The organism is Citrobacter sp. CK191 (assembly GCF_030333435.1).
In the GTDB taxonomy this organism is placed as follows: Bacteria; Pseudomonadota; Gammaproteobacteria; order Enterobacterales; family Enterobacteriaceae; genus Citrobacter_B; species Citrobacter_B koseri.
Window position 1 is genome coordinate 1 of the sequence record NZ_JAOWFX010000029.1, and the last position, 26,943, is coordinate 26,943.

Annotated in this window: 27 protein-coding genes and 2 pseudogenes; 19 read left to right on the plus strand and 10 right to left on the minus strand. The window is 53.6% G+C overall.

Features of this window, described 5'->3' with window-relative positions:
* Window positions 1-325: 325 nt before the first annotated feature.
* Window positions 326-1,624, plus strand: a complete 1,299-nt coding sequence (locus OGV82_RS08485) for an MFS transporter (protein WP_047461905.1) — start codon at window positions 326-328, stop codon at window positions 1,622-1,624.
* On the opposite strand, the gene OGV82_RS08490 is transcribed toward OGV82_RS08485, so the two are convergent.
* From OGV82_RS08490 to trxC, 5 genes and pseudogenes are all read right to left on the minus strand, one after another.
* Window positions 1,621-1,944, minus strand: coding sequence for a YfiM family lipoprotein (locus tag OGV82_RS08490; RefSeq protein WP_047463955.1), 324 nt, complete (start codon window positions 1,942-1,944; stop codon window positions 1,621-1,623). The two genes, OGV82_RS08485 and OGV82_RS08490, sit on opposite strands and share 4 nt — an antisense overlap.
* 48 nt (window positions 1,945-1,992) lie before the next feature.
* Window positions 1,993-3,348, minus strand: a complete 1,356-nt coding sequence (pssA, locus tag OGV82_RS08495; protein ID WP_012131199.1) for a CDP-diacylglycerol--serine O-phosphatidyltransferase — start codon at window positions 3,346-3,348, stop codon at window positions 1,993-1,995.
* A gap of 114 nt (window positions 3,349-3,462) precedes the next feature.
* Window positions 3,463-6,123 (minus strand): bifunctional acetate--CoA ligase family protein/GNAT family N-acetyltransferase, encoded by a 2,661-nt coding sequence (locus tag OGV82_RS08505; protein ID WP_047461908.1) that lies wholly within the window; start codon window positions 6,121-6,123, stop codon window positions 3,463-3,465.
* 35 nt (window positions 6,124-6,158) lie between these two features.
* Window positions 6,159-6,859, minus strand: a pseudogene (tapT, locus tag OGV82_RS08510) (tRNA-uridine aminocarboxypropyltransferase).
* Between the two features lie 69 nt (window positions 6,860-6,928).
* A complete protein-coding gene (gene trxC, locus OGV82_RS08515) occupies window positions 6,929-7,348 on the minus strand; it encodes a thioredoxin TrxC (protein ID WP_047461913.1) in 420 nt (139 codons plus the stop codon).
* Window positions 7,349-7,556: 208 nt separating this feature from the next.
* Here trxC and OGV82_RS08520 point away from each other — a divergent pair, with 208 nt between their 5' ends.
* Complete coding sequence (locus OGV82_RS08520; protein WP_047461915.1) at window positions 7,557-8,603, plus strand: tRNA/rRNA methyltransferase; 1,047 nt, start codon at window positions 7,557-7,559, stop codon at window positions 8,601-8,603.
* Window positions 8,604-8,832: 229 nt separating this feature from the next.
* On the opposite strand, the gene ung is transcribed toward OGV82_RS08520, so the two are convergent.
* On the minus strand, window positions 8,833-9,522 hold the full coding sequence (gene ung / locus OGV82_RS08525) for a uracil-DNA glycosylase (protein WP_047461918.1): 690 nt from the start codon (window positions 9,520-9,522) through the stop codon (window positions 8,833-8,835).
* 318 nt (window positions 9,523-9,840) lie between these two features.
* On the opposite strand from ung, the gene grcA reads away from it, so the two are divergent.
* On the plus strand, window positions 9,841-10,224 hold the full coding sequence (gene grcA / locus OGV82_RS08530; protein ID WP_047461921.1) for an autonomous glycyl radical cofactor GrcA: 384 nt from the start codon (window positions 9,841-9,843) through the stop codon (window positions 10,222-10,224).
* A gap of 46 nt (window positions 10,225-10,270) precedes the next feature.
* Here the strand turns inward: grcA and srmB are convergent, their stop codons facing one another.
* Window positions 10,271-11,608: an ATP-dependent RNA helicase SrmB gene (gene srmB / locus OGV82_RS08535; RefSeq protein WP_012131206.1), complete on the minus strand. Its 1,338-nt coding sequence runs from the start codon at window positions 11,606-11,608 to the stop codon at window positions 10,271-10,273.
* A gap of 131 nt (window positions 11,609-11,739) precedes the next feature.
* On the opposite strand from srmB, the gene trmN reads away from it, so the two are divergent.
* Window positions 11,740-12,477, plus strand: coding sequence for a tRNA(1)(Val) (adenine(37)-N(6))-methyltransferase TrmN (trmN, locus tag OGV82_RS08540; RefSeq protein ID WP_047461924.1), 738 nt, complete (start codon window positions 11,740-11,742; stop codon window positions 12,475-12,477).
* Here trmN and nadB read toward each other — a convergent pair.
* Window positions 12,462-14,084: an L-aspartate oxidase gene (gene nadB, locus OGV82_RS08545; protein WP_047461926.1), complete on the minus strand. Its 1,623-nt coding sequence runs from the start codon at window positions 14,082-14,084 to the stop codon at window positions 12,462-12,464. The two genes, trmN and nadB, sit on opposite strands and share 16 nt — an antisense overlap.
* A gap of 273 nt (window positions 14,085-14,357) precedes the next feature.
* Here nadB and rseD point away from each other — a divergent pair, with 273 nt between their 5' ends.
* From rseD to acpS, 12 genes are all read left to right on the plus strand, one after another.
* A complete protein-coding gene (rseD, locus tag OGV82_RS08550; RefSeq protein ID WP_123907454.1) occupies window positions 14,358-14,513 on the plus strand; it encodes a rpoE leader peptide RseD in 156 nt (51 codons plus the stop codon).
* A complete protein-coding gene (rpoE, locus tag OGV82_RS08555) occupies window positions 14,510-15,085 on the plus strand; it encodes an RNA polymerase sigma factor RpoE (RefSeq protein WP_006176728.1) in 576 nt (191 codons plus the stop codon). Before rseD ends, rpoE begins: the two co-directional genes overlap by 4 nt.
* 31 nt (window positions 15,086-15,116) lie before the next feature.
* Window positions 15,117-15,767 (plus strand): anti-sigma-E factor RseA, encoded by a 651-nt coding sequence (rseA, locus tag OGV82_RS08560; protein ID WP_047461936.1) that lies wholly within the window; start codon window positions 15,117-15,119, stop codon window positions 15,765-15,767.
* Entirely contained in the window at window positions 15,767-16,723 is a 957-nt protein-coding gene (gene rseB / locus OGV82_RS08565; protein ID WP_047461939.1) for a sigma-E factor regulatory protein RseB, read from the plus strand. Before rseA ends, rseB begins: the two co-directional genes overlap by 1 nt.
* Window positions 16,720-17,199, plus strand: coding sequence for a SoxR-reducing system protein RseC (gene rseC / locus OGV82_RS08570; RefSeq protein WP_047461942.1), 480 nt, complete (start codon window positions 16,720-16,722; stop codon window positions 17,197-17,199). Before rseB ends, rseC begins: the two co-directional genes overlap by 4 nt.
* 282 nt (window positions 17,200-17,481) lie before the next feature.
* On the plus strand, window positions 17,482-19,281 hold the full coding sequence (lepA, locus tag OGV82_RS08575) for a translation elongation factor 4 (RefSeq protein ID WP_047461945.1): 1,800 nt from the start codon (window positions 17,482-17,484) through the stop codon (window positions 19,279-19,281).
* A 15-nt stretch (window positions 19,282-19,296) separates the two neighbouring features.
* Window positions 19,297-20,271, plus strand: a complete 975-nt coding sequence (gene lepB, locus OGV82_RS08580; protein ID WP_012131213.1) for a signal peptidase I — start codon at window positions 19,297-19,299, stop codon at window positions 20,269-20,271.
* Between the two features lie 221 nt (window positions 20,272-20,492).
* Window positions 20,493-21,173: a ribonuclease III gene (rnc, locus tag OGV82_RS08585; protein WP_024130107.1), complete on the plus strand. Its 681-nt coding sequence runs from the start codon at window positions 20,493-20,495 to the stop codon at window positions 21,171-21,173.
* Window positions 21,170-22,075 carry a GTPase Era gene (gene era, locus OGV82_RS08590; RefSeq protein ID WP_012131214.1) on the plus strand — a complete coding sequence of 302 codons (906 nt, stop codon included), beginning with the start codon at window positions 21,170-21,172 and terminating at the stop codon, window positions 22,073-22,075. The genes rnc and era overlap by 4 nt, the downstream gene beginning before the upstream one ends.
* A gap of 11 nt (window positions 22,076-22,086) precedes the next feature.
* A complete protein-coding gene (gene recO, locus OGV82_RS08595; protein WP_024130108.1) occupies window positions 22,087-22,824 on the plus strand; it encodes a DNA repair protein RecO in 738 nt (245 codons plus the stop codon).
* Between the two features lie 11 nt (window positions 22,825-22,835).
* The gene (gene pdxJ, locus OGV82_RS08600) at window positions 22,836-23,567 is read left to right on the plus strand and encodes a pyridoxine 5'-phosphate synthase (protein ID WP_012131216.1); all 732 of its coding nucleotides are present in this window, start codon (window positions 22,836-22,838) and stop codon (window positions 23,565-23,567) included.
* On the plus strand, window positions 23,567-23,947 hold the full coding sequence (gene acpS, locus OGV82_RS08605) for a holo-ACP synthase (RefSeq protein WP_047461950.1): 381 nt from the start codon (window positions 23,567-23,569) through the stop codon (window positions 23,945-23,947). Before pdxJ ends, acpS begins: the two co-directional genes overlap by 1 nt.
* A gap of 71 nt (window positions 23,948-24,018) precedes the next feature.
* On the opposite strand, the gene yfhL is transcribed toward acpS, so the two are convergent.
* Both yfhL and OGV82_RS08615 read right to left on the minus strand, forming a co-directional pair.
* Window positions 24,019-24,279, minus strand: a complete 261-nt coding sequence (yfhL, locus tag OGV82_RS08610; protein ID WP_012131218.1) for a 4Fe-4S dicluster ferredoxin YfhL — start codon at window positions 24,277-24,279, stop codon at window positions 24,019-24,021.
* Window positions 24,280-24,334: 55 nt separating this feature from the next.
* The gene (locus OGV82_RS08615; RefSeq protein WP_012131219.1) at window positions 24,335-25,183 is read right to left on the minus strand and encodes a MurR/RpiR family transcriptional regulator; all 849 of its coding nucleotides are present in this window, start codon (window positions 25,181-25,183) and stop codon (window positions 24,335-24,337) included.
* A gap of 115 nt (window positions 25,184-25,298) precedes the next feature.
* Between OGV82_RS08615 and murQ the strand changes: the two genes are divergently transcribed.
* The 3 genes and pseudogenes from murQ to yfhb all read left to right on the plus strand — a co-directional run bounded on the left by murQ (window position 25,299) and on the right by yfhb (window position 26,934).
* A complete protein-coding gene (gene murQ, locus OGV82_RS08620) occupies window positions 25,299-26,192 on the plus strand; it encodes an N-acetylmuramic acid 6-phosphate etherase (RefSeq protein WP_047461954.1) in 894 nt (297 codons plus the stop codon).
* A gap of 1 nt (window position 26,193) precedes the next feature.
* A pseudogene (locus tag OGV82_RS08625) lies at window positions 26,194-26,295 on the plus strand (PTS transporter subunit EIIC); the annotation flags it as partial.
* A 3-nt stretch (window positions 26,296-26,298) separates the two neighbouring features.
* Window positions 26,299-26,934, plus strand: a complete 636-nt coding sequence (gene yfhb, locus OGV82_RS08630; RefSeq protein WP_012131221.1) for a phosphatidylglycerophosphatase C — start codon at window positions 26,299-26,301, stop codon at window positions 26,932-26,934.
* Window positions 26,935-26,943 lie beyond the last annotated feature (9 nt).

Here is a 26,943-nt window from a genome sequence, read left to right on the forward strand (position 1 = left end):
TCAGAAGTGAAACGCCGTAGCGCCGATGGTAGTGTGGGGTCTCCCCATGCGAGAGTAGGGAACTGCCAGGCATTAATTAAAGTGAAGAGGCCATCCTGAGGGATGGCCTTTTTGCGTTCATGCGTCCGGGTGCATCCGGCATATATGCGCAGTTCTGCCGAATGACTATTCCCTCCGTATACTCCTAAATCGTTTTCCTGCTAACTAAAATATCGATCTCTGTCACAAAATAAATAATAACAATTATATAACATTTCATTCACTAAAAAAGACAGTGAAAAGCACCGACGAGCTCGGGTGGATTTTTGGCGGGAGTATATTTCTAATGACTGAAAGCAGTGTAACTGTAAACGGGTCGCTGGCAAGCAGTGACACCCGTCGTCGCGTATGGGCAATTGTGGGGGCATCATCAGGGAATCTGGTCGAGTGGTTTGATTTCTATGTCTATTCCTTCTGTTCTCTCTACTTTGCGCACATTTTTTTTCCTTCGGGAAATACCACCACTCAGCTTTTACAGACCGCCGGGGTTTTCGCCGCAGGCTTCCTGATGCGTCCCATTGGCGGCTGGCTTTTTGGTCGGATTGCCGATAAGCATGGTCGTAAGAAATCAATGCTTCTCTCTGTTTGCATGATGTGTATGGGCTCGTTAGTCATTGCCTGCCTGCCGGGGTATGCCACGATCGGCACCTGGGCTCCGGCTCTTCTGCTGTTGGCTCGTCTGTTTCAGGGGCTGTCTGTTGGAGGAGAATACGGAACCAGCGCGACCTATATGAGTGAGGTAGCTGTTGAAGGTCGCAAAGGTTTTTACGCATCGTTCCAGTATGTCACTCTGATCGGCGGTCAGTTACTGGCACTGCTGGTTGTGGTTATCTTGCAGCAAACGCTGGAGGAATCTTCCCTCAGAGAATGGGGATGGCGTATTCCTTTTGCATTGGGCGCCGTACTGGCCGTTGTCGCGCTTTGGTTGCGTCGACAGTTGGATGAAACCTCAAAACAAGAAACCCGCGCGCTGAAAGAGGCTGGATCGCTCAAAGGACTATGGCGTAACCGTAAAGCGTTTATCATGGTACTGGGATTTACCGCTGCGGGTTCGCTGTGTTTCTATACCTTCACAACCTATATGCAGAAGTATCTGGTGAATACCGCCGGTATGCATGCCAATGTCGCCAGCGGAATCATGACGGCAGCGCTGTTTGTCTACATGCTAATTCAACCCCTGTTTGGCGCTCTCTCAGATAAAATCGGCCGACGGACATCAATGCTCTGCTTTGGCGCTCTGGCTGCGCTATTCACCGTACCTATTCTGTCAGCATTACAGAATGTCACGTCACCTTACGCAGCCTTTGGGTTGGTGATGTGCGCCCTGTTGATCGTGAGTTTCTACACCTCAATCAGTGGGATCCTGAAGGCAGAAATGTTTCCTGCCCAGGTGCGGGCATTGGGGGTAGGGCTTTCTTATGCGGTGGCGAATGCGCTGTTCGGCGGCTCTGCGGAATATGTTGCGCTGTCTCTGAAGTCCGTTGGTATGGAGACATCATTTTTCTGGTATGTGACTATTATGGCTATCGTGGCATTTCTGGTGTCGCTGATGCTGCACCGCAAGGGAAAAGGGTTACGTCTCTAGTTCCGCGCCATTTGCCAGACGGCGTAACCCGTGGTTGCGCCAGCGACATCCCAGGCGAAATCTTTCCAGCTCCAGCCGCTCCCTCCGGGGCGGCTGTCCCACATCTCTTTTGACGCACCGAGACTAATGGAGAACAGCAGCCCAACGGTTGCACTGCGATCGTGGCTCATTCCCTGATGCCGGGCATACTCATTCCCGGCGGCGGAAAGCATGGCTGATGCAATGAAGTGTTGCGCTTTATCCTGCCCGCTCCAGTTGTCATTAGACATATGGCTACAGCCTGAGAGCAACAACATGCTAAAAAGTATAAGGAAACGCACCGTGACCCTCACAGGAAAAACCCCGTCGCAGGGACGGGGCTTTTTGATTTACAGAATACGGCTGATTAATCTGTCGATTCGAATACGACGGAGTCTGCGGATGAGCTTACGGACTTTGACCGGATAGTCAGCGATGCTTTGTAGATCGCGGTAATGCTTAACAACCGTGGTGTGAGTGCGGATAAGCTCCAGCTCTTTCTCTCTCTGGGGAGCAAGTTCCTGTTTTGGATCGTGAATTAGAATTGCGTTTTCCAGATCCAGACGCCATGCTCGCGGGTTAAGGTTGTTCCCGGTGAGCAGCATCCACTTATCATCAACCCACATTCCTTTCAGGTGATAAGTATTGTCGTCATCTTTCCACAAACGCACTACGAGCTGATCGGTGTTGACGTAATACTGCAAGCGGCTGAGGAAGCGACGCAGGTTAATCTCGTAGAGATAGGGAAGCGCGCCGATGATTTTAAACGGCTCATCCTCAGGGATATAAAAGTCGTTGGCGGTTTTATCACCCACGATAATCTCAACCTTTTTCCCTTCGCGCAGCAGTTGGATGATGTTACGAACCAACAGCGCAGGCAAGTTGAAATAAGGTGTGCAAATTGTGAGCTTATGCTCTGCGCAGGGCATAAGATGGAAAATGGTCTTGTTCAGCAGGCTCGATTTTCCCAGCCCAACCAGTGGCGTAACGGAAAGTTGCTCGTTGTCGGCATCGCCCTGGAAATGGTATGACGCATCGCGCAATTCCTGGCGATACAAACGAATGTCGTTTTTAATCTCCGGGCTTTTCGGACGCTGGGCACTGTCCAGGCGATTTACGCCGCGACCGTTAAGCAGATTCTGCGTGACCCATTCATACATGATGTCGGCCATCTTTGCATTACGAATCAACTGGTAACGATCATAACGATATTTATCATGCTGATGCAGATAGACGTCGTTCAGGCTGGCGCCGCTGTAAAGGACGCTATCATCAATGATAAAGCCTTTAAAATGCAGTACGCCAAGCGCTTCACGCGTGTTAATCGGCACGCCGTAGACAGGAATATCGATGCCTGGGTTTTCTTGCGCCATTCGGCAATACCAGTCAGCGTTAGTATTGGACGCGGCTGCGCCAATACGCCCACGCTGAGCGCGGTGCCAGTCGACAAGTACCCGAACATCCAGCTCAGGACGCTGCCGTTTAGCCTCATAGAGCGCGTCGAGTATGCCCTTGCCACCGTCATCCTGTTCAAGATACAGGGCAATAATGCAAATACGCTGCGTCGCGCTGGCTATCTTCTCCAGCAGAGTCTCCCTGAAATTAGCGGGAGCATAAAAGAAATCTACATCATCAACTGGCTGAGAGATCTTAGGTAGTTGGGCAAGGTGTTGTTGATGTTTATTACGCTTAAATTTTGACAACATCACAGTGCATTTCTTCTCTGTTCATTGAAGGGTCCTCTGTGCTATGCAGACGACATAAGCGAGCAATGATAACACCAGTACCCGTTAAAGTGGTCAACATTTCCAGTACCTTACTCACGATTCCTCGTATTGGGCCAGATTCAGCGTCAGCCCAACAATCCCCTCTTCGAGCTGGATATCAACATCAAACCCGAGCTTTCGGGCCAGTGCCACCATGCCGCGATTGTTTGGCATCGTAATGCCATTCAGGCGTCTCAGTCCGTGATCTCGGGTATAAGCAATCAATTTTTCCATTAATCGCCGGCCTAATCCTAACCCTTTGAGATCTGAGCGAACCAGCACGGCAAATTCCGCATCAATGTTATCCGGGTCGGAGATAGCGCGCGTTACCCCGAGGATTTCTTCAGTTTGATCAATACGGCGCACGGCAACAAATGCCATTTCCCGATCGTAGTCGATCTGCGTCATGTTGGCTAAATCTTCATGAGTAAATTCATTGATCTCGCTAAAATAACGGTAATACAAATCCTCTTTTGTTACCTGAGAAATGAACTGCTGTAGATAAGGCTCATCTTCCGGCAGGATAGGGCGAAACAGGCAACGTTCGCCATTTTTCATCTCAACCCACTCTTCAAGCTGCTGCGGATAGGGGCGAATAGCGAGTCGGCTCTCGTTGTCGCCATCATAAGGGGCGATATCCAGCGTGACGTCCAGCGCGGTAAACTCGCCAGCAGAAGCCAGCAGGGGATGGATATCCAGACGCTGAATTTCCGGGCAATCGACAATCAGGTTCGAGACCTGTACCAGCAGCTGGCTTAACCCTGTGATATCCAGCGGGCGTAGCGCGCTCCGGCCACGAATTTTTTTACTTTTGATTCCCTGAATAACCAAATAGCGCGCCAGATTCATGTTTAACGGCGGCAGCGCGACGACGGCCTGCTCTTCGGGTCGCCACTCTACGCCGCCTTCGCCAAGCATAATCAGCGGCCCAAAGACCGGGTCGTGTTCGACGACGACGCGAAGTTCCTGCGCGCCGGCACGGTTCGCCATACTCTGGACTAACAGACCGTGAATGCGCGCCTGAGGCCAGGCCATTTTTACACGATCGAAAATGGCATTCGCGGCTTGCTGAACTTCCGTTGCCGTGCGCAGATAGAGCATTACCCCCTGAACTTCCGATTTATGCGGAATATCCGGCGAACGCAGTTTTAACGCTACCGGGTAGCCAATTTGCTCGGCGATATGCACTGCTTCCGCGCTGTCGCCAGCAATCCAGGTAGGAAGCGTGTGTAACCCATACGCCTGCAAGATAGGCTGAACTTCATGGGTATCCAGCGACGTTGCACCCTCTGCAATCGCCTGCTGTAACAGGTTATGCGCTTGAGCCGTGTCTGAGGTCAGGTTGCCCGGCAACACCGGGGTTTCCCGTAATTGCTTCTGGTTACGCCGGTATTCCACCATGTGCATAAAGGCAGTGATGGTGCCTTCCGGTGTTCGATAGGTAGGTAATCCCGCTTCACTGAACATTTTGCGGGCTTCCTGAGAGGAAAACTCGCCGCACCAGTTGGTGAGTAAGGTGACGAATTTCCCTCTGGGATGATGTTTTACCGCTTCAATGAGCGCGTGTGCGCTCTCGGTACCTGGTGCGGCGGCGCTGGGTGAGTGGATCACCATCAGCGCATCAAAATCCTGGCTGGCGAGTAAGATATTCAGCGTTTTGACGTAGTGTTCACAGCTGGCATCATCACGCAAATCCAGCGGGTTGGCGATATCGACGTGAGCAGGTAGCGCTTCGCTTAGCTTAAGTCGGGTCTCTTCGCTCAGGGTGGCGAGCTTGCCGTTGCGCGACCACAGCTCATCCAGCGCCAGCGCGGCGGGCGCAGCGCCATTGCTGATGATCATCAACCTGTCGCCACGTAATGGCCGCATATGGCTCAGCGTTTCGACCGCCGAGAAGAGTTCGTGAGTATCCTGCACGCGTAAAAGCCCCGCACGCTGGATGGCGGCATCCCATGCCGGGTCCATGCCGACACTGGTATTTAACAAACGTTGCGCCGCCGGGCTGCGACCGCTTTTAATCACCAGAATGGGTTTATTTCGCGATGCGCTACGGGCGGCGGAGACAAAGCGTCGCGCGTCGCTCAGATGTTCGAGATAGAGCAAAATGGCGCTGGTTTTGCTGTCGCGCGCCAGATAATCCAGCAGTTCATCAACATCAATGTCCAGACTGTCGCCAAGCGCGATAAAATAAGAAAAGCCCATCTCCCGCTGTTGCGCCCAGTCGAGAATCGTATTGGAGACGGCGGCGGATTGCGAAATAAAAGCGAGTTTTCCACGCTTGATCGGAACCGGAGAGAAGCTGGCGTTAAGCCCTTGCCAGGGGGCGAGTAAACCCAGGCTGTTTGGGCCGAGTAGTCGCATTTTATAGCGTTGGGCACATGCCAAAAGTTCAGCGTGCTGCGCTGCGGGCGCCGACAAAATAATGCAGGTTTTACAGCCTTTTTCCCCCAGCGCCTCCAGCAACGCGATATTACGGCTGGCGTTGGTGCACAGAACGGCGAGATCCGGTGTAAAAGGCAAACTGGCGACGTCGGGCCAGGCCAGGACGCCCAAGACGGCTTTCCATGCGGGCGTTACAGGTAATACCGGGCCATTAAAGCCTCCTGCCAGCAGGTTACGCATCATCAGGTAACCTGCGCGATTGGGCTTCATCGACGCCCCTAGCACCGCTATCGATTTTGGTCGCAGTAGTGCTTCCAGTCCTCTCTGACTCATGCCGGTCTCCCTTACGCAGAAGTGACCGAATGATTTTAAACGCTTTCTGCTGTTTCTGTTGTGACGCTTCCCTGATGTTGCGTTTTTCCTGCCAGATAGCGCGTTTTAAAGCGTGAGAAGTGATCGCCTAAATGGGTTGCCGCGGCCGTGTCGCCCGCCAGATCCAGCAGCGCTATTGCCACTTCGGCAGTGCAATACTGTGCCCTTCGGCATGAACTTCTCGCAGGTGATAGGCGGAAAGACGCGATAAATCAACGGAAATAACCGGCAGGTTATCGAGATAAGGGCTTTTACGGAACATTTTGCGCGCTTCCGGCCAGGTGCCGTCGAGCATGATAAACAGCGGCGGTTTTCCGGCTGGTGGCGTGAAAATGACCTCGCGTTCTTCCCCGGCATAGGAGGCGGGGAATACGACCATCGGCTGATAATCCGGGTTGTTAACCAGATCGAGCAGCGCCTGCGGCGGTTCGGTACGCGACCATTGAAAGGCCGTTGTTTCCGGCAGAATATCGGCAATCAGACGCCCCGTATTGCTGGGTTTCATTGGCTCGGTATCAAACATCACCAGACAAAAACGGCTTGTCGCCTGAGAAGGTGAGAGGGTATCGCACAGGCAGAGTTTCAACGGGAGCAGACAGCGCTGACAGCGACGAATGCGGTTTCCTCTGGCAAGAAAAGGACGCGTGGCGCGTGTGAGGCGTTCGGCGCGTAACTGGAGAACAGCGTTATCAGTCATGGAAGAATACAGTGAAAAACGCTATTGTCGCAGAGGTGAAAACGGGGCACAAGATGCGCCCCGTGGAGATTACAGCGATTCGTTCAGCCAGCTGTCGAATGGTGCTTTAGGAACTGCGCCATTTAACATGTCGATGACTTCGCCGTTCTTAAAGATCATGATGGTCGGGATGCTGCGGATACCGAAACGGGCGCTGAGTTCACGTTCCGCTTCTGTGTTAACTTTCACAAAACGCACCTTACCGCTGCGCTCTTCCGCGACATCTTCAAAAATCGGGGCAAAGTTACGGCATGGGCCGCACCACGGCGCCCAGAAATCGACCACCACAGGGAGATCGTCTTTCAGCAGCTTATCCAGCGTTTCACCGGTCGCATTAATCACCTCTCCATCGAACAGGTCGTGACCACAGCGTCCACATTTTGCCGCATCCTGAATACGATCATCGGGAATGCGGTTGATTGCCTGGCAGCTGGTACAAACGGTATTCATAACTAACCTCTGGATGAGTAGGGTAGACTTTTCCGGCAATCATGCCGATATGTTTCCAATATGTTACATATTATCGATGAGACTGTTTTAAACAACAATGTGTTTTATTCAATGAGTACAATAGTCATTAGCTTTTAAATGAAATAATGGCTAACCGGGTGCACATCGGGTAATCTTCGCGCTTCGCGCAGCGCTGGTGGAGAAAAGCATGAACGATGAATTAAAGAACAAAAGCGGCAAGGTCAAAGTGATGTATGTCCGCAGTGATGATGACTCTGATAAACGCACCCATAACCCGCGTACCGGGAAAGGGGGAGGCCGTCCAGGAAAGTCTCGTACTGACGGTGGCCGTCGCCCCGCCCGCGATGCTCGTGATGAAAGAAGCGGTCAGATTCGCGATCGTAAGCGTGAAGACTCACCGTGGCGTACCGTTTCCCGTGCGCCAGGCGATGACACGCCTGAGAAAGCCGAGCACGGTGGAATCAGCGGTAAAAGTTTTATCGATCCTGAAGTTTTACGTCGCCAGCGTGCGGAAGAGACCCGTGTCTACGGCGAAAACGCCTGTCAGGCCCTGTTCCAGAGTCGCCCGGATGCGATTGTCCGCGCATGGTTCATTCAGAGCGTGACCCCTCGCTTTAAAGAAGCGTTACGCTGGATGGCGGCTAATCGCAAAGCGTACCACGTTGTGGATGAAGCTGAACTGGCGAAAGCCTCTGGAACTGAGCACCACGGCGGCGTTTGTTTCCTGATTAAAAAGCGTAACGGTACGACCGTTAAGCAGTGGGTAAGCCAGGCGGACGCGCAGGATTGCGTGCTGGCGCTGGAAGATGTGGCTAACCCGCACAACCTTGGCGGCATGATGCGTAGCTGTGCGCACTTTGGCGTAAAAGGCGTGGTGGTACAAGATGCGGCGCTTCTTGAATCCGGTGCGGCGATCCGTACGGCAGAAGGCGGCGCAGAGCATGTTCAGCCGATCACGGGCGACAGCATTGTGGATGTGCTGGATGATTTCCGTCAGGCGGGTTATACGATCGTCACCACGTCCAGCGATCAGGGCAAACCGTTGTTTAGTACGGCGCTGCCAGCGAGAATGGTGCTGGTGTTAGGGCGTGAGCTGGAGTCCCTGCCGGAAGCCGCGCGTGAACCTGGCGATCTGTGCGTGAAAATTGATGGCACCGGAAATGTTGAAAACCTCAACGTCTCTGTCGCAACCGGCGTATTGCTGGGCGAATGGTGGCGTCAGAATAAAGCATAATCAGGTGTAAGTGCCTGATGGCGCTGCGCTTATCAGGCCTACGGCAATGATTCGTAGGCCGGGTACTCGGCGTAAGTGCCTGATGGCGCTGCGCTTATCAGGCCTACGACAATGATTTGTAGGCCGGGTACTCGGCGTAAGCGCCTGATGGCGCTGCGCTTATCCGGGCCTGCGGTAATGATTCGTAGGCCGGGTAAGGCGAAGCCGCCACCCGGCGCAAAGCAAAAACTTATTCGCTCTCTGCCGGTAATACCGGCATCCAGTCAATCGGCTTCTCGCCGTGCTGCTCCAGCCACTGATTCGCCAATACAAAATGGTTACAGCCAAAGAATCCCCGATGTGCCGACAACGGCGACGGATGCGGCGCTCTCAACACGTAATGGCGCTGGCGATCGATAATCGCCCCTTTCTTTTGTGCGTGCGAACCCCAGAGTAAAAAGACGACCCCTTCACGATGTTCGTTAACAAGGCTGATCACTTTGTCTGTAAAGGTTTCCCATCCCAGACTGGCGTGAGAATGCGCCTGGCCTGCGCGGACGGTCAGCACGGTATTTAATAACAATACCCCCTGACGCGCCCAGCTCTCCAGATACCCATGAGCAGGGCGGGTAAAGCCCGGTATGGACGTTTCCAGTTCTTTATACATGTTCAGCAGAGAAGGCGGTGTGGCAATACCCGGACGAACAGAAAACGCCAGACCATGCGCCTGCCCAGGGCCGTGATAAGGGTCTTGCCCCAGAATCACCACTTTGACATCACCGAGTTCAGTGAAGCGAAACGCGTTAAATACATCCTTCTGTGGAGGATAGACTGTCATTCCTGACTGACGTTCGCCCGCAACGGTATGGAGTGTGTTAACAAAATAGGGCTGCTGCTTCTCATCTGCCAGCACATCGTGCCAGGTTAAATCGGTGGCCATCTCGCTCTCCTGCGAATTTTTCAATTTGCATAGCTTAACTGCTTCTTTCTATGGTGCAAAATCGCGTGTGTCACAAACCCGGCTACCCCTTAAAGATAGTTGAAAATTTATGTAAAAAGTTTATGTGTGGATGTGGCGTAAGTTGATGTAAAACAATAAATTCCATGTAACACCCTCTTTGTGGTGTGGTTTTTATTGATTTAAATCAAAGAATCAAGGGTGTGTGAGGGGTATATATACACTCAAGCAACAATGGTTTTACCAATTGGCCGCGAACAGGCCGATCATAATCAAACACTTTTGCCGGGGAGGCATCACATGATTACAGGTATCCAGATTACTAAAGCCGCTAACGACGACCTGCTGAATTCTTTCTGGTTGCTGGACAGCGAAAAAGGCGAAGCACGTTGCATCGCGGCGAAAGCCGGTTTTGCCGAAGATGAAGTGGTTGCAGTGAACAAACTGGGTGAAATCGAATACCGTGAAATTCCGATGGAAGTAAAACCGGAAGTTTGCGTTGAAGGCGGTCAGCACCTGAACGTTAACGTTCTGCGTCGCGAAACGCTGGAAGATGCCGTTAAGCACCCGGAAAAATATCCGCAACTGACCATCCGTGTTTCTGGCTATGCCGTGCGTTTTAACTCCCTGACGCCGGAACAGCAGCGCGACGTTATCGCTCGTACCTTTACTGAAAGCCTGTAAGGCTGACTGATAACATAAAAACGCCGGGTTAGCCCCGGCGTTTTTTTTACTCTTCGTTGGACTGCTTCTGCGCGTCCGTACCCGTACCAGCAGGCTTGCGGCGTTTACCAATGTTTTTGGTATCACGGTGACGTTTCTTCACGCGCGGCTTCTCTTTTTCTTGTTTTTTCTTCTCAGCACGTTTAGCCAGCACTTTCTTGGATGGCTTGCCGGTCAGTTTTTCGCTCGGCGCACGAGTGGTTGGACGCAATTCATCAATGACGCGCGCTTTCAGCGTCTCTTCAATATAGCGACCCACTTTTCCCAGCAGCAGATGGTCATGCGCTTCTACCAGGGAAATCGCCGTTCCTTTACGTCCTGCACGTCCGGTACGGCCGATACGGTGCAGATAGGTATCGCTGCTGCGTGGCATATCGAAGTTAAAAACATGGCTTACATCAGGGATATCAATCCCGCGAGCGGCGACGTCGGTCGCGATCAGCACGTTCACGCGGCCATCGGTCAGGCGTTTGATCGCTTCGTTACGCTTACCCTGTACCATCTCGCCTTCGAGATAGCAGTTATTGATGCCTGCTTCGCGCAGCCAGCCTGCCAGCTCATGTACACGCTCACGTTTACGCACGAAGACGATAGAACGGGTGGCTTCAGGTTGTTTTAACAGGTGTACCAGCAAAGCGGTTTTGTGCTGAATATCATCAGCACGGTAGTACCATTGATGAATCTTTTTGCGTTCGCGGGTAGACGGGGTCGCTGAGACCTCAACCGGATCTTCCAGCAGACGTTCCGCAAAATCGTTAATCGCGCCGCCTTCCAGCGTAGCGGAGAACAGCATGGTCTGTTTGCGCCAGCGGGTTTCACCTGCGATATGCTCGATATCCTGGGCGAAGCCCATGTCCAGCATACGGTCGGCTTCATCAAGAATCAGCGTTTCAACCGCGCGGCAGTCAAAGTTTTCTTCTTTAATATATTGCAGCAGGCGACCCGTGGTGGCGACCACAATATCCTGGTTCTCGCTGAACACCTCGGCATGGTTCATATAAGCCACGCCGCCGGTGATTGTCGCAATATCCAGATGGGTGTGTTTCGCCAGTTCACGGGCGTGATCGGCAACCTGCATCGCCAGTTCGCGGGTCGGCGTAAGGATCAGAATACGCGGCGGACCGGATTTTTTACGCGGGAAGTCGAGCAGGTGCTGCAACGCTGGCAGCAGGTATGCCGCCGTTTTACCGGTGCCTGTCGGCGCAGAACCGAGTACATCACGCCCATCGAGCGCAGGCGGAATGGCGGCAGCCTGAATGGCGGTCGGGCGAGTAAAGCCTTTATCCTGGAGGGCATCCAGCAGGCTTTCATCGAGTTCAAGTTCGGAAAAAGTCGTTACAGTCATGTTCTACCTCTGTGTGGGGCGCTGATTATAGACGTTACGGCTGCAATCTTCATCTGTTTGTATGGATATCGCTTCTCAGGTATTGTTTTCACCCTACGCTATTGCCGTTTTTCCAGGAAGGTTGTTCTTTCATGTCCCAGTCTACATCCACACTTCGTCGTAATGGATTTACCTTTAAGCAGTTTTTCGTGGCGCACGATCGCTGCGCGATGAAAGTCGGTACTGATGGTATTTTATTGGGAGCATGGGCACCAGTCGCAGGCGTAACGCGGATCCTCGATATTGGTACCGGCAGCGGTCTGCTGGCGCTGATGTTGGCGCAGCGTACCGACGAAAGCGTCACCATTGATGCCGTTGAACTGGACAGCGAAGCGGCGACGCAGGCGCAGGAGAATATCGCCCACTCACCGTGGCCGCAGCGGATAACGGTGCATACGGAAGATGTCCGGCAGTGGGTGCCGCGCCAGACCGCGCGCTTTGATCTTATCATCAGCAACCCGCCTTATTATGAACAAGGGGTGGAATGCGCAACGCCGCAGCGAGAGCAGGCGCGTTATACCACCACGCTCGATCACGAAGCGTTACTTACCACTGCGGCTGAATGTATTACGGAAGAGGGATTCTTCTGCGTGGTGCTGCCGGAACAGACTGGCAACATCTTCACGCAGCAGGCGTTAAGCATGGGCTGGCATTTGCGTTTACGTACCGACGTAGCCGAAACGGAGTCGCGATTGCCTCATCGGGTACTGTTGGCATTTTCCCCGCGAACGGGGGAATGCTTTAGCGATCGACTGGTGATTCGTGGGCCAGACCAGCTTTACTCTGAAGGGTACACGGCGCTGACCCAGGCGTTTTATTTGTTCATGTAAGCGTTGAGCGGCGAAAGCACCGACGGGCCGGATTCCGGCAGCAATGCGGGGTAATCCAGCGTATAGTGCAGGCCACGGCTCTCTTTACGCATCATCGCGCAGCGCACAATCAGTTCCGCGACCTGCACCAGGTTGCGCAGCTCCAGCAGATTATTCGATACGCGGAAGTTAGCGTAATATTCGTCGATTTCCTGTTGCAGCATCGTAATGCGTCGCAGGGCGCGCTCCAGACGTTTGGTGGTGCGCACAATGCCGACATAGTCCCACATAAACAGACGTAGCTCATGCCAGTTATGCTGGATCACGACCAGCTCATCCGGGTTTTCAACGCGACTTTCATCCCAGGCCGGAAGCGTACTAACGCTCCGGGCATACGGCATACGTCTGTCGATATCTTCTGCCGCTGACCAGCCATACACCAGACACTCCAACAGGGAATTGGACGCCATGCGATTCGCACCGTGCAGGCCGGTATAGCTTACTTCGCCAATGGCATACAGACCGTCCACATCGGTTCGTCCAAAATCGTCGACCATCACGCCGCCGCAGGTGTAGTGGGCGGCAGGTACGACCGGAACCGGCTCTTTAGTCAGATCGATTCCCAACCCCAGCAATTTTTCATAAATCATTGGGAAGTGTTGACGGACAAATGCTTCCGGTTTATGGCTGATGTCGAGGAACATGCAGTCTGCGCCGAGACGCTTCATTTCGTGGTCAATGGCGCGGGCGACGATATCGCGCGGAGCCAGTTCGCCACGCTCATCAAAATCAGGCATAAAGCGCGTGCCGTCCGGGCGCTGGAGATGCGCCCCTTCGCCACGCAGCGCTTCCGTCAGCAGAAAGTTTCGTGCCTGAGGATGGTACAGCGCGGTAGGGTGGAACTGATTAAATTCAAGATTCGCGACGCGGCACCCGGCGCGCCAGGCCATTGCGATACCGTCGCCGGAAGAGATATCCGGGTTGGTGGTGTACTGATACACTTTCGATGCCCCGCCTGTCGCCAGAACGACTGACTTCGCGTGGCATGTTTCGACCGACTCTTTATTCCGATTCCAGATCCAGGCGCCGACGACGCGGCGTGTTCCTGGCAGGCCGATTTTATCGGAGATGATCAGATCGACGGCGTTACTCCGCTCCAGTACGCGAATATTCGGATGGTTCTGCGCCTTGCTGACCAGGGTAGTTTCCACTTCTTTGCCGGTGGCGTCAGCCGCATGCAGGATACGGCGATGGCTATGGCCGCCTTCACGGGTCAGATGGTAGCTCTCTTCCCCGTTCGGTTGCACCTGGGTGTCAAATAATACCCCCTGATCGATAAGCCACTGTACGCAAGAGCGGGCATTGCTGGCGACAAACTCCACCGCGTGGCGATCGCAAATACCGGCCCCGGCGATCAGCGTATCTTCAACATGCGAATCGATACTGTCCGTCTCGTCGAAAACGGCGGCAATGCCACCCTGAGCATAAAACGTTGAGCCTTCGCTCACCGGGCCTTTACTCAGGACAATCACCTGATGTTTTTCAGCCAGGCGCAGCGCCAGAGAGAGTCCGGCAGCACCGCTGCCAATAATCAGCACGTCACAGGAAAGTTCAGGAGTCGTAGTCATAGTGTTTGTTTAATTTACTAAACAGTGTTTGGGCAGCATAGCACCATACTGCGCGATACAGCACGTTTTATTTTTGAATGTGTTGCAATGACTAAACATTAAAGGAAAATTCAAGGGGAAGTAAAACAAAGAAAATATTTTGCGAAGCAGGCCGTTAGCGCCAGATTATGTGATGAAATAAAGTGGCTGTTGGGTTACTCTTCAAGCGGCTAAAAGGGCATTTCTATACAGATAGTGCGTTGTTCAGACTCTGTAGACTTATAATGAGAGATAATGATCTGTCTACAACATGACAAACAAAAACAGATGCGTAACGGAACTTTACGAAAAAGAGACACTCTAAGCTGTTGCTTGCTCATAGTGCAGTTTATGGAGTGGCGTTTCGAGAGCGCGTGGAAATTTGGTTTGGGGAGACTTTACCTCGGATGAGCGAGCAGTTAACGGACCAGGTCCTGGTTGAACGGGTCCAGAAGGGAGATCAGAAAGCCTTTAACTTACTGGTAGTGCGCTACCAGCATAAAGTGGCGAGCCTGGTTTCCCGCTATGTACCGTCGGGCGATGTTCCCGATGTGGTGCAAGAGTCATTTATTAAGGCCTATCGCGCGCTGGATTCTTTCCGGGGGGATAGCGCTTTTTATACCTGGTTGTACCGTATTGCCGTCAATACGGCGAAGAATTACCTGGTTGCTCAGGGACGCAGGCCGCCTTCCAGCGATGTTGATGCGATTGACGCAGAAAACTTCGAAAGTGGCGGCGCATTGAAAGAAATTTCGAACCCTGAGAACTTAATGTTGTCAGAAGAGCTGAGACAGATAGTTTTCCGAACTATTGAGTCCCTCCCCGAGGATTTACGCATGGCAATAACCTTGCGGGAGCTGGATGGCCTGAGCTATGAAGAGATAGCCGCTATCATGGATTGTCCGGTGGGTACGGTGCGTTCACGTATCTTCCGTGCGCGGGAAGCTATTGATAATAAAGTTCAACCGCTTATCAGGCGTTGACGATAGCGGGATACTGGAAAAGGTATTAGGCATGCAGAAAGAAAAACTTTCCGCTTTAATGGATGGCGAAACGCTGGACAGTGAGCTGCTGAAAGAACTGGCTCACGACCCGGAAATGCAAAAAACATGGGAGAGTTATCACCTGATCCGCGATTCCATGCGGGGTGATACCGCTGACGTTCTCCATTTCGATATTTCCGCCCGCGTAATGGCCGCCATCGAAAATGAGCCGGTACGCCAGACGGCGCCGCTGATTCCTGAGGCCCAGCCCGCACCGCACCAGTGGCAGAAAATGCCATTCTGGCAGAAAATGCGTCCGTGGGCGGCGCAGCTCACTCAAATGGGTGTGGCTGCATGCGTATCACTTGCAGTTATTGTTGGCGTCCAGCACTATAATGGACAATCTGAAACGTCCCAGCAGCCCGAAACGCCGGTATTCAATACATTACCGATGATGGGCAAAGCCAGTCCGGTGAGCCTGGGAGTACCTTCTGACGCGACGGCTAACGGCGGTCAGCAACAGCAGGTGCAGGAGCAGCGTCGTCGCATTAATGCCATGTTGCAGGATTACGAACTGCAACGCCGACTGCACTCCGAACAGCTTCAGTTTGAGCAGGCGCAAACACAGCAAGCCGCTGTACAGGTGCCAGGAATTCAAACTTTAGGAACGCAATCGCAGTAATGAAGCAACTTTGGTTTGCCATGTCACTTGTGGCGGGTAGCCTGTTCTTCTCTGTTAACGCCTCGGCCAATACTGCGTCCGGGGCGTTATTGCAGCAGATGAATCTGGCCAGCCAGTCACTGAATTACGAGCTGTCATTCGTCAGCATCAATAAACAAGGCGTTGAGTCTCTGCGTTATCGACATGCACGCCTGGACAATCGTCCTCTTGCACAACTGTTGCAAATGGATGGCCCGCGCCGGGAAGTGGTGCAGCGTGGTAACGAAATCAGCTACTTCGAACCCGGACTCGAACCGTTCACCCTGAACGGCGACTATATTGTCGATTCTCTGCCGTCCCTTATCTATGCCGACTTTAAACGTCTTTCTCCCTGGTATGACTTTATTTCCGTAGGCCGCACCCGCATTGCCGACAGGCTGTGTGAAGTCATTCGTGTTGTCGCGCGCGACGGCACCCGTTACAGCTATATCGTATGGCTGGATACCGAAACAAAGCTGCCGATGCGGGTGGATCTCCTTGACCGGGATGGTGAAACGCTGGAGCAGTTCCGCGTGATTTCCTTCACTGTGAATCAGGACGTTGGTAATAGCATGCAGATGCTGGCGAAAGCGAATCTGCCGCCATTGCTCTCTGTTCCTGTGGGGGAAAAGGCGAAGTTCAACTGGAGCCCGACGTGGCTGCCGCAAGGGTTTAGCGAAGTCTCCAGCAGCCGACGTCCGCTGCCTACAATGGATAATCTGCCTATCGAGTCACGCCTCTATTCTGACGGCCTGTTCAGTTTCTCTGTGAACGTGAATCGTGCGACGCAGAACAGCACCGATCAGATGCTGCGAACCGGGCGCAGAACGGTCAGCACCAGCGTGCGTGAAAACGCTGAAATTACGATTGTCGGCGAACTTCCGCCGCAAACCGCGAAACGCATTGCGGACAATATTAAGTTCGGGGCGGCACAATGATTAAAGAGTGGGCGACCGTTGTCTCCTGGCAAAATGGCCAGGCACTGGTGAGTTGCGACGTCAAAGCATCGTGCAGCAGTTGCGCCTCACGGGCCGGATGCGGCAGTCGTGTGCTGAATAAACTTGGGCCGCAGACCACACATACTATTGTGGTGCCAAGTGCCGAACCGCTGGCGCCTGGTCAAAAAGTGGAACTGGGCATTGCCGAAGGCAGCCTGCTGGGGTCAGCAATGCTGGTTTACCTGTCGCCGCTGGTTGGGCTGTTTATCTTCGCGGCGTTGTTCCAGGTACTGTTTGGTTCTGATATTGCCGCGTTGAGCGGCGCGGTGCTGGGCGGCGTCGGGGGTTTTCTGATTGCGCGCGGCTACTCGCGTAAACTGGCTGAACGCGAGGCCTGGCAGCCGGTCATTCTTAACGTTGCTCTTCCTCCTGGTCTGGTTCGCGTTGAAACACCATCTTCCGAAACGAACTCGTGATATTTTTGCCGGATGGCGGCTTCGCCTGATCCGGCCAGGGAACGATAAGCAGACTCTCCAGGCCCGATAAGCTCGCGCCATCGGGCATCATGATTCCCTTACGACGTTTTACATCAGAAAAGCGATGCCGTTTCCGGTTCCCGCTATCCTTGCTGTATGAACATTTCCTCGCCTCAGTGTTGTAGTGTAGAATGCGGCGTTTCAGTTAAACAGACGTTAAGCTCAGAACAGCGACTTCTAAGAGCCTGCTCAGGCAGGCGTAAGGCACAATAATTACTCTATATGAAGAACATACGTAACTTTTCGATCATTGCTCACATCGACCACGGTAAATCGACGCTGTCTGACCGCATTATCCAGATCTGCGGTGGCCTGTCTGACCGTGAAATGGAAGCGCAGGTTCTCGACTCAATGGATCTTGAGCGTGAGCGCGGTATTACTATCAAAGCGCAAAGCGTGACGCTGGATTACAAAGCGGCTGATGGTGAAACCTATCAACTGAACTTTATCGACACCCCAGGCCACGTTGACTTCTCATATGAAGTTTCCCGCTCACTGGCGGCGTGTGAAGGCGCACTGCTGGTGGTTGACGCTGGGCAGGGCGTCGAAGCGCAAACGCTGGCGAACTGCTATACCGCGATGGAAATGGATCTCGAAGTGGTGCCGGTTCTGAACAAGATTGACCTGCCAGCCGCCGATCCTGAGCGTGTGGCTGAAGAGATCGAAGACATTGTTGGCATTGATGCGACCGATGCCGTTCGCTGCTCGGCAAAAACCGGCGTAGGCGTACAGGATGTGCTGGAACGCCTGGTGCGCGATATCCCGCCGCCGGAAGGCGATCCAGAAGGCCCGCTGCAAGCGCTGATTATCGACTCCTGGTTCGATAACTACCTCGGCGTAGTGTCGCTGGTGCGTATTAAAAACGGCACCATGCGTAAAGGCGACAAAGTCAAAGTGATGAGCACCGGGCAGGTTTATAACGCTGACCGTCTGGGGATCTTCACGCCGAAGCAGATTGACCGTACTGAACTGAAGTGCGGCGAGGTAGGCTGGCTGGTTTGCGCAATTAAAGACATTCATGGCGCCCCGGTTGGCGATACATTAACGCTGGCGCGTAATCCGGCAGAGAAAGCGCTGCCGGGCTTCAAAAAAGTGAAGCCGCAGGTATACGCCGGTCTGTTCCCGGTGAGTTCTGATGACTATGAGAACTTCAGGGATGCGCTCGGCAAGCTGAGTCTGAACGATGCCTCTCTGTTCTACGAGCCGGAAAGTTCAACCGCGCTGGGCTTCGGTTTCCGCTGTGGCTTCCTGGGTCTGCTGCACATGGAGATCATTCAGGAGCGTCTGGAACGTGAATACGATCTGGACCTGATCACCACCGCGCCGACCGTTGTGTACGAAGTGGAAACCACGGCGAAAGAGATTATCTATGTCGATAGCCCGTCCAAGCTGCCGCCGCTGAATAACATCTATGAACTGCGCGAGCCGATTGCCGAGTGTCACATGCTGCTGCCTCAGGCATACCTGGGCAACGTCATTACGCTGTGTGTCGAGAAGCGCGGCGTCCAGACCAACATGGTGTACCACGGTAACCAGGTGGCGCTGACTTATGAAATCCCGATGGCGGAAGTGGTGCTCGATTTCTTCGACCGCCTGAAATCAACGTCTCGTGGTTATGCGTCGCTGGATTATAACTTCAAGCGCTTCCAGGCGTCCGACATGGTGCGCGTCGACGTGCTGATCAACAACGAACGTGTCGATGCGCTGGCGCTGATCACTCACCGTGGTAATTCGCAGAGCCGTGGTCGTGAGCTGGTGGAGAAGATGAAAGAGCTGATCCCTCGTCAGCAGTTCGACATTGCGATTCAGGCAGCGATTGGCACGCATATTATTGCGCGTTCTACCGTGAAGCAGTTGCGTAAAAACGTTCTGGCCAAGTGTTACGGCGGTGATATCAGCCGTAAGAAAAAGCTGCTACAGAAACAGAAAGAAGGTAAGAAGCGAATGAAGCAGATCGGTAACGTCGAACTGCCTCAGGAAGCGTTCCTCGCCATTCTGCATGTCGGTAAAGACAGCAAATAATCCTAAGGAGTTGGCATGGCGAATATGTTTGCCCTGATTCTGGTGATTGCCACACTGGTGACGGGCATTTTATGGTGCGTTGATAAATTTATCTTCGCGCCAAAACGTCGGGAACGTCAGGCAGCGGCACAGGCCGCTGCGGGTGATTCACTGGATAAAGCCACGTTGAAAAAAGTGGCGCCTAAGCCGGGCTGGCTGGAAACAGGGGCTTCGGTTTTTCCGGTACTGGCGATTGTGCTGGTGGTGCGTTCATTTATTTATGAACCTTTCCAGATCCCGTCGGGTTCGATGATGCCGACGCTGTTAATCGGTGACTTTATTCTGGTGGAGAAATTCGCCTATGGAATTAAAGATCCGATTTACCAGAAAACGTTGATTGAAACGGGTCATCCGAAACGCGGTGATATCGTGGTCTTTAAATACCCGGAAGATCCGCGCCTGGACTACATTAAACGCGCTGTCGGCCTGCCGGGTGACAAAGTGACGTACGATCCGGTAGCCAAAGAGGTTACTGTACAGCCAGGGTGCCGTTCCGGTCAGGCATGTGAAAACGCGCTGCCGGTGACTTACTCCGACGTTCAGCCCAGCGATTTCGTGCAGACCTTTGCCCGCCGTAATGGGGGAGAAGCCAGCAGTGGGTTCTTCGAAGTGCCATTAAACGAAACGAAAGATAACGGCATTCGTCTGGCGGAGCGTAAAGAGACGCTGGGCGACGTAACCCACCGTATTCTGACCGTACCGATCGCACAGGATCAGGCGGGGATGTATTACCGTCAGCCGGGGCAGCAACTGGCGACCTGGATCGTACCGCCAGGACAATACTTCATGATGGGTGATAACCGCGATAACAGCGCGGACAGCCGTTACTGGGGATTTGTACCGGAAGCGAATCTGGTTGGTAAAGCGACCGCGATCTGGATGAGTTTCGACAAACAGGAAGGTGAATGGCCGACCGGCGTACGCTTAAGCCGTATTGGTGGGATCCATTAATTTCTGATAATCGTTCATGTTGTCGTCATTGCGGCGACAACATGAATTATTTATTGGATAAATCTCCGCAGACTAACGACATCCCCTGTCGTTGTGTATAGAATATTCCCCCGAAGTTTTAGGTTGGCGCCGTCAGGTTGCCACGGCACACTAAACAGCGTTGGTTTCCTCAGGTCTGTTTCGTGTGCTGAATTGTTGACGCATTCATTTATTGGTATCGCATGAACCCCATCGTAATTAATCGGCTTCAACGGAAGCTGGGCTACACTTTTACTCATCAGGAGCTGTTGCAGCAGGCATTAACCCACCGCAGCGCCAGCAGTAAACACAATGAGCGTTTAGAATTTTTAGGCGACTCGATTTTGAGCTTTGTTATCGCCAACGCGCTTTATCACCGCTTCCCGCGTGTGGACGAAGGTGATATGAGCCGTATGCGCGCCACGCTGGTGCGCGGCAATACGCTGGCGGAATTGGCCCGTGAATTTGATCTGGGTGAATGCTTACGTTTAGGGCCTGGTGAACTGAAAAGCGGCGGCTACCGTCGTGAATCTATTCTGGCGGATACCGTAGAAGCGTTAATCGGCGGCGTTTTTCTCGACAGCGATATCCAAACCGTCGAGAAGTTGATCCTTAACTGGTATCAAACGCGCCTGAATGAAATCAGCCCGGGCGATAAACAAAAAGATCCGAAAACGCGTTTGCAGGAATATTTGCAGGGTCGTCATCTCCCGCTGCCGTCTTATCTGGTGGTGCAGGTGCGCGGCGAAGCACACGATCAGGAATTTACTATCCACTGCCAGGTCAGCGGCCTGAGTGAACCGGTGGTTGGCACGGGTTCGAGCCGTCGTAAGGCGGAGCAGGCTGCCGCCGAACAGGCGCTGAAAAAACTGGAGCTGGAATGAGCGAAGATAAAAGCTATTGCGGATTTATTGCCATCGTCGGACGTCCGAACGTAGGCAAATCCACCCTGTTGAACAAGCTGCTCGGACAGAAGATCTCGATCACGTCCCGTAAAGCACAGACCACGCGTCACCGTATCGTCGGTATCCATACCGAAGGGGCGTACCAGGCTATCTATGTTGATACGCCGGGGCTGCATATGGAAGAAAAACGCGCCATCAACCGCCTGATGAACAAGGCGGCAAGCAGCTCGATTGGCGACGTTGAGCTGGTCATTTTTGTCGTGGAAGGCACCCGCTGGACGCCGGATGACGAGATGGTGCTGAATAAACTGCGCGACGGTAAAGCGCCGGTCATTCTGGCCGTTAACAAAGTGGATAACGTACAGGAAAAAGCCGATCTGCTGCCGCACCTGCAATTCCTGGCAAGCCAGATGAACTTCCTCGATATCGTGCCTGTTTCTGCGGAAACTGGCATGAACGTGGATACCATCGCTGGTATCGTGCGTAAGCACCTGCCGGAAGCGACTCATCACTTCCCGGAGGATTACATCACCGATCGTTCACAGCGCTTTATGGCGTCTGAAATCATCCGTGAAAAACTGATGCGTTTCCTCGGTGCCGAACTGCCGTATTCCGTGACCGTTGAGATTGAACGTTTCGTTTCTAACGAACGCGGCGGTTACGATATTAACGGCCTGATCCTCGTTGAGCGCGAAGGGCAGAAGAAGATGGTCATTGGCAACAAAGGGGCCAAAATCAAGACCATCGGTATCGAAGCGCGAAAAGACATGCAGGAAATGTTCGAAGCGCCGGTACACCTGGAACTGTGGGTGAAAGTGAAATCCGGCTGGGCCGATGACGAGCGTGCGCTGCGCAGTCTCGGTTATGTAGACGACCTCTGAGTTAGCACTACGTGGAAGGCTGGCAGAGAGCTTTCGTCCTGCATAGTCGCCCCTGGAGCGAAACCAGCCTGATGCTGGACGTCTTCACGGAAGAGTCGGGACGCGTGCGTCTGGTTGCCAAAGGCGCACGCTCTAAACGTTCCAGTCTGAAAGGCGCATTACAACCTTTTACGCCACTGTTGCTCCGCTTTGGCGGGCGCGGCGAGGTGAAAACCTTACGCAGCGCTGAAGCGGTCTCTCTGGCGCTCCCCTTAAGCGGCATCACGCTTTATAGCGGTTTGTACATCAACGAACTGCTTTCCCGCGTTCTGGAATACGAAACGCGCTTCTCTGAACTCTTTTTTGATTACCTGAACTGTATTCAGTCGCTGGCTGGCGCGACCGGTTCGCCCGAACCTGCGCTTCGCCGTTTCGAGCTCGCCCTGCTGGGACATCTGGGCTACGGCGTGGATTTTCTGCATTGCGCAGGGAGCGGCGAGACGGTCGATGACACCATGACCTACCGCTATCGCGAAGAGAAGGGATTCATGGCCAGCGTGGTCATTGATAACAGCACCTTTACCGGGCGGCATCTGAAAGCGCTGGATGCACGAGAATTTCCTGATGTTGATACGTTGCGCGCGGCGAAACGCTTTACCCGCATGGCGCTAAAGCCGTATCTTGGTGGTAAGCCGTTAAAAAGCCGGGAACTGTTTCGACAATTTATGCCGAAACGGCCAGGGCGGGCAGAAAATACGAATAATGATTAACGAGGATTGTCATGGCTGAATTACTGTTAGGCGTCAACATTGACCATATTGCCACTTTACGTAATGCGCGTGGTACTGCTTACCCCGACCCGGTACAGGCGGCGTTTATCGCCGAGCAGGCGGGGGCGGATGGTATAACCGTACACCTGCGCGAGGATCGTCGCCATATTACCGACCGTGATGTACGCATTTTGCGCCAGACGCTGGATACGCGTATGAATCTGGAAATGGCGGTGACTGAAGAGATGCTGGCGATTGCCGTTGAGACGAAGCCGCATTTTTGCTGCCTGGTGCCGGAAAAACGTCAGGAAGTGACCACCGAAGGCGGGCTGGACGTCGCGGGTCAGCGTGACAAAATGCGTGATGCCTGCAAACGGCTGGCAGATGCAGGCATTCTGGTATCGCTGTTCATTGATGCCGATGAAGAACAGATTAAAGCCGCTGCGGACGTTGGCGCACCGTACATTGAAATCCATACTGGCTGTTATGCGGATGCCAAAACGGATGCTGAGCAAGCGCAGGAACTGGCGCGTATCGCCAAAGCGGCGACGTTTGCGGCAAGCCTGGGGCTGAAAGTGAACGCCGGTCATGGCCTGACCTATCACAATGTGCAGGCCATTGCCGCACTGCCGGAAATGCATGAACTGAACATCGGTCATGCCATTATTGGGCGGGCGGTCATGAGCGGCCTGAAAGAGGCGGTCGCCGAGATGAAACGCCTGATGCTGGAAGCGCGCGGCTAATGGCGATTCTGGGGTTAGGCACGGATATTGTGGAGATCGCCCGCATTGAGGCGGTGATCTCCCGTTCTGGAGAGCGCCTGGCAAGACGCGTGCTTAGCGACAACGAATGGGCTATCTGGGAGACGCATCAGCAACCGGTGCGTTTTCTCGCCAAGCGTTTTGCGGTAAAAGAGGCGGCGGCAAAAGCGTTCGGCACCGGCATTCGCAATGGGCTGGCGTTCGATCAGTTTGAAGTGTTTAACGATGAGCTGGGTAAACCGCGTTTGCGTTTGTGGGGCGAGGCGTTGAAACTGGCGGAGAGGCTGGGCGTGGCGCATATGCATGTGACATTAGCGGATGAACGTCATTACGCCTGTGCGACGGTGATCATCGAAAGCTAGATTCGGGACTTTGTAGGCCGGATAAGGCGTTTACGCCGCCATCCGGCCTGGCGTCATTCCATCAGGGAGAATTACAGCTTATCCGCGTGATGCATCAGAACAAACTTATCCCACAGCTGTTCTTCCGTTTCGACATGCGCCGGGTCTTTGAGAATGGTATTGGGGATCGGGCACACCTTCTGGCAGGTCGGCGTTTCGTAATGGCCCACGCATTCGGTGCATTTGTCGCTGTTAATCTCGTAAATGCTGTCGCCCATTGAAATTGCCTCATTCGGGCACTCAGGCTCGCACATATCGCAATTGATACACTTTTTAGTGATTAACAGGGCCATCAGGAAACTCTCAAAACATCATAAACCGGGCGGGCATTATACGCGCATTCTTTGCTCAGACCAGTTTTTTTACCAGGGCCTCACTGTGGCGAATACGCTCCGGCGCGCGCCCTAAATCCTGCTGTACCAGCGCCATAAAGAGCAAATCCGTCAACATCGTCTGCGCATGCGTAGAGGAGATTGCGGCGCTGCGCGTGGCCTGCTCTTCGGCGATCGTATACAGGCAACGGGTGGCGCGTTGTTGCAGGGCATTCGGTGTAAAGCCGGTGATCGCCAGAACCTTTCCTCCCACCCGCAACGTTTCATCCGCCGCCATATTCAACTCTCTGCGCTCGCCGCTATAGGAGATAGCCAGCAGGAGATCGTCCGGCGCCAGCGCCTGCACGGTGGCTAACAGCGCATGCATATCGTGTTCGGCGACGACATTGAATCCTATCTTCATCAGCTTCCAGGCGAAGTTCTGCGCCACCAGGCCCGATGTGCCAATACCGGTTATGACAACACGCCGGGCATTGCGCAGCATCATGACGCTTTCGAACAATTTCTCTTCGCTGTTAACATCGAGCGTTGCGTGCATTGCGGCGACATTTTCCTCGATCAATTTTTCGCCGACAAGCCGCATCGGATCGTCGCCCCGGATCTGATTATGTACCGGAATAGAGTGAGGATTTGGATTGCTGGCCAGCGCTTCGCTGATCGCCAGCTTCAGTGCCGGAAAGCCTTTAAAGCCCAGTTTCTGCGCGAATTTCACCACGCTGGACTGACTGACGCCCGCCTCAACGGCAAGCTGTTGTGAGCTGAGATGCCGTGTATCATCCGGCTGAGCAAGAATATAATCAGCAAGCTTTTTATCGCTTTGTGCGAGGTCCGGATAACGCTGACGTATACGAATCAAACAGTTCATGAGGACTCCTGGCGAAAAACATGACGGGGATCATAAAAAGATTTTCCCTCGCCCGAAAGAATATAATATTCCATTATTATAGTTATTATGAATTAAAAATTCCTAAGGAACAAAAATGAATCTCGGCTCGTTAGTTTCAGAAACCCGCAATCCACAGACTATGGATCTTGACGCACTCCCTACGCTTGAGCTGGTTCATCGTTTTAATCAACAGGATACGCTTGTAGCGCAAGCAGTAAAAGAGACGCTGCCAGACGTTGCCCGCGCAGTAGATGCCGCCGCCGACGCCTTAAAGGCGGGAGGGCGCATTATTTATATGGGCGCAGGCACCAGCGGACGCCTTGGCGTTCTGGACGCCTCCGAATGCCCACCAACGTTTGGCGTACCGCATGGGCTGGTGATCGGGCTGATTGCCGGCGGGCCCGGCGCGCTGCTGAAAGCGGTGGAAGGCGCGGAAGACAGTCAGCAGTTAGGGGAGGACGATCTCCTGGCGCTTAACGTGACCGCGCAGGATCTGGTTGTCGGGCTGGCGGCGTCCGGTCGTACGCCGTACGTCATTGGCGGGTTGAAATACGCGCGTCAGGTGGGCTGTGTCACGGTGGCTATCTCCTGTAATCCCGATTCTCCCATCGCGCGTGAAGCTGACATCGCCATCTCGCCGGTCGTTGGGCCGGAGGCGCTAACCGGTTCGACGCGACTGAAATCCGGTACTGCGCAAAAACTGGTGCTCAATATGATCTCCACCGGGGCGATGGTGAAGTTCGGCAAGGTGTACCAGAACCTGATGGTGGACATGAAAGCCACCAACGTTAAGCTCGTCGACAGAGCGTGCCGGATGGTGGTTGAGGCTACCGGGATAATGCGTGAAGAGGCCGAAGCGCTGCTTAAGCAGACAGATTTCGAGGTTAAACCGGCCATTCTGATGGCGCTTACCGGGCTGAATGCCGAGGACGCAAGGGCGAAATTGTCCGCTCACCAGGGATTTCTACGGGCTGCGTTAGAACGCTGACGTTACCGGAAAATTGAGGTTCTATCTGTTAGTCTATCTGGTAACGATTATCGCCGGGTTTCGGTTGACCCGGCTATTGGGCTTCAACAATCCAGAGGAGTAGGGTTTGGTTAATCACGAGCGTCGTGTCGTATTTTTTGATTTGGACGGTACGTTGCACCAGCAGGATATGTTTGGCAGTTTCCTGCGTTATCTGTTGCGTCGCCAGCCGCTGAATGCGTTGCTCGTGCTGCCGTTATTGCCGGTTATCGGGATTGGCTTGTTGATTAAAGGTCGGGCGGCGCGTTGGCCGATGAGCCTGCTGCTATGGGGCTGTACCTTCGGTCACAGTGAAGCGCGGCTCAAGGCGCATCAGGCGGATTTCGTTCGCTGGTTTCGCGATAACGTCACGGCGTTTCCGGTTGTTCAGGAGCGCCTGACGACCTATCTGTTAAGCTCTGACGCTGATATCTGGCTGATTACCGGCTCTCCGCAATCGCTGGTGGAACAGGTCTATTTCGATACGCTCTGGCTGCCACGCGTGAACCTGATCGCCAGCCAGATGCGGCGTGGCTACGGCGGCTGGCTGCTGACTATGCGATGTCTGGGGCACGAGAAGGTCGCCCAACTGGAACGCCAGATTGGTGCGCCGTTACGTCTGTACAGCGGCTACAGCGACAGTAAGCAGGATAACCCGCTTCTCTATTTTTGCCAGCATCGCTGGCGCGTCACGCCGCGAGGGGAGCTCCAGCAACTCGAATAGAGTTAACGA

What these genes read in the sequence shown, in the direction of transcription:
- ung (WP_047461918.1), bottom strand. Translation starts at nt 9,522, where the DNA reads ATGGCCACCGATTTAACCTGGCACGATGTGCTGGCAGATGAGAAGCAG.
- pssA (WP_012131199.1), bottom strand. Translation starts at nt 3,348, where the DNA reads ATGTTGTCAAAATTTAAGCGTAATAAACATCAACAACACCTTGCCCAA.
- OGV82_RS08505 (WP_047461908.1), bottom strand. Translation starts at nt 6,123, where the DNA reads ATGAGTCAGAGAGGACTGGAAGCACTACTGCGACCAAAATCGATAGCG.
- nadB (WP_047461926.1), bottom strand. Translation starts at nt 14,084, where the DNA reads ATGACTACGACTCCTGAACTTTCCTGTGACGTGCTGATTATTGGCAGC.
- srmB (WP_012131206.1), bottom strand. Translation starts at nt 11,608, where the DNA reads ATGACTGTAACGACTTTTTCCGAACTTGAACTCGATGAAAGCCTGCTG.
- rseA (WP_047461936.1), top strand. Translation starts at nt 15,117, where the DNA reads ATGCAGAAAGAAAAACTTTCCGCTTTAATGGATGGCGAAACGCTGGAC.
- OGV82_RS08485 (WP_047461905.1), top strand. Translation starts at nt 326, where the DNA reads ATGACTGAAAGCAGTGTAACTGTAAACGGGTCGCTGGCAAGCAGTGAC.
- OGV82_RS08520 (WP_047461915.1), top strand. Translation starts at nt 7,557, where the DNA reads ATGAACGATGAATTAAAGAACAAAAGCGGCAAGGTCAAAGTGATGTAT.
- trxC (WP_047461913.1), bottom strand. Translation starts at nt 7,348, where the DNA reads ATGAATACCGTTTGTACCAGCTGCCAGGCAATCAACCGCATTCCCGAT.
- trmN (WP_047461924.1), top strand. Translation starts at nt 11,740, where the DNA reads ATGTCCCAGTCTACATCCACACTTCGTCGTAATGGATTTACCTTTAAG.
- grcA (WP_047461921.1), top strand. Translation starts at nt 9,841, where the DNA reads ATGATTACAGGTATCCAGATTACTAAAGCCGCTAACGACGACCTGCTG.
- rseB (WP_047461939.1), top strand. Translation starts at nt 15,767, where the DNA reads ATGAAGCAACTTTGGTTTGCCATGTCACTTGTGGCGGGTAGCCTGTTC.
- lepA (WP_047461945.1), top strand. Translation starts at nt 17,482, where the DNA reads ATGAAGAACATACGTAACTTTTCGATCATTGCTCACATCGACCACGGT.
- era (WP_012131214.1), top strand. Translation starts at nt 21,170, where the DNA reads ATGAGCGAAGATAAAAGCTATTGCGGATTTATTGCCATCGTCGGACGT.
- yfhL (WP_012131218.1), bottom strand. Translation starts at nt 24,279, where the DNA reads ATGGCCCTGTTAATCACTAAAAAGTGTATCAATTGCGATATGTGCGAG.
- rpoE (WP_006176728.1), top strand. Translation starts at nt 14,510, where the DNA reads ATGAGCGAGCAGTTAACGGACCAGGTCCTGGTTGAACGGGTCCAGAAG.
- OGV82_RS08615 (WP_012131219.1), bottom strand. Translation starts at nt 25,183, where the DNA reads ATGAACTGTTTGATTCGTATACGTCAGCGTTATCCGGACCTCGCACAA.
- lepB (WP_012131213.1), top strand. Translation starts at nt 19,297, where the DNA reads ATGGCGAATATGTTTGCCCTGATTCTGGTGATTGCCACACTGGTGACG.
- murQ (WP_047461954.1), top strand. Translation starts at nt 25,299, where the DNA reads ATGAATCTCGGCTCGTTAGTTTCAGAAACCCGCAATCCACAGACTATG.
- pdxJ (WP_012131216.1), top strand. Translation starts at nt 22,836, where the DNA reads ATGGCTGAATTACTGTTAGGCGTCAACATTGACCATATTGCCACTTTA.
- acpS (WP_047461950.1), top strand. Translation starts at nt 23,567, where the DNA reads ATGGCGATTCTGGGGTTAGGCACGGATATTGTGGAGATCGCCCGCATT.
- rseC (WP_047461942.1), top strand. Translation starts at nt 16,720, where the DNA reads ATGATTAAAGAGTGGGCGACCGTTGTCTCCTGGCAAAATGGCCAGGCA.
- rnc (WP_024130107.1), top strand. Translation starts at nt 20,493, where the DNA reads ATGAACCCCATCGTAATTAATCGGCTTCAACGGAAGCTGGGCTACACT.
- rseD (WP_123907454.1), top strand. Translation starts at nt 14,358, where the DNA reads ATGATCTGTCTACAACATGACAAACAAAAACAGATGCGTAACGGAACT.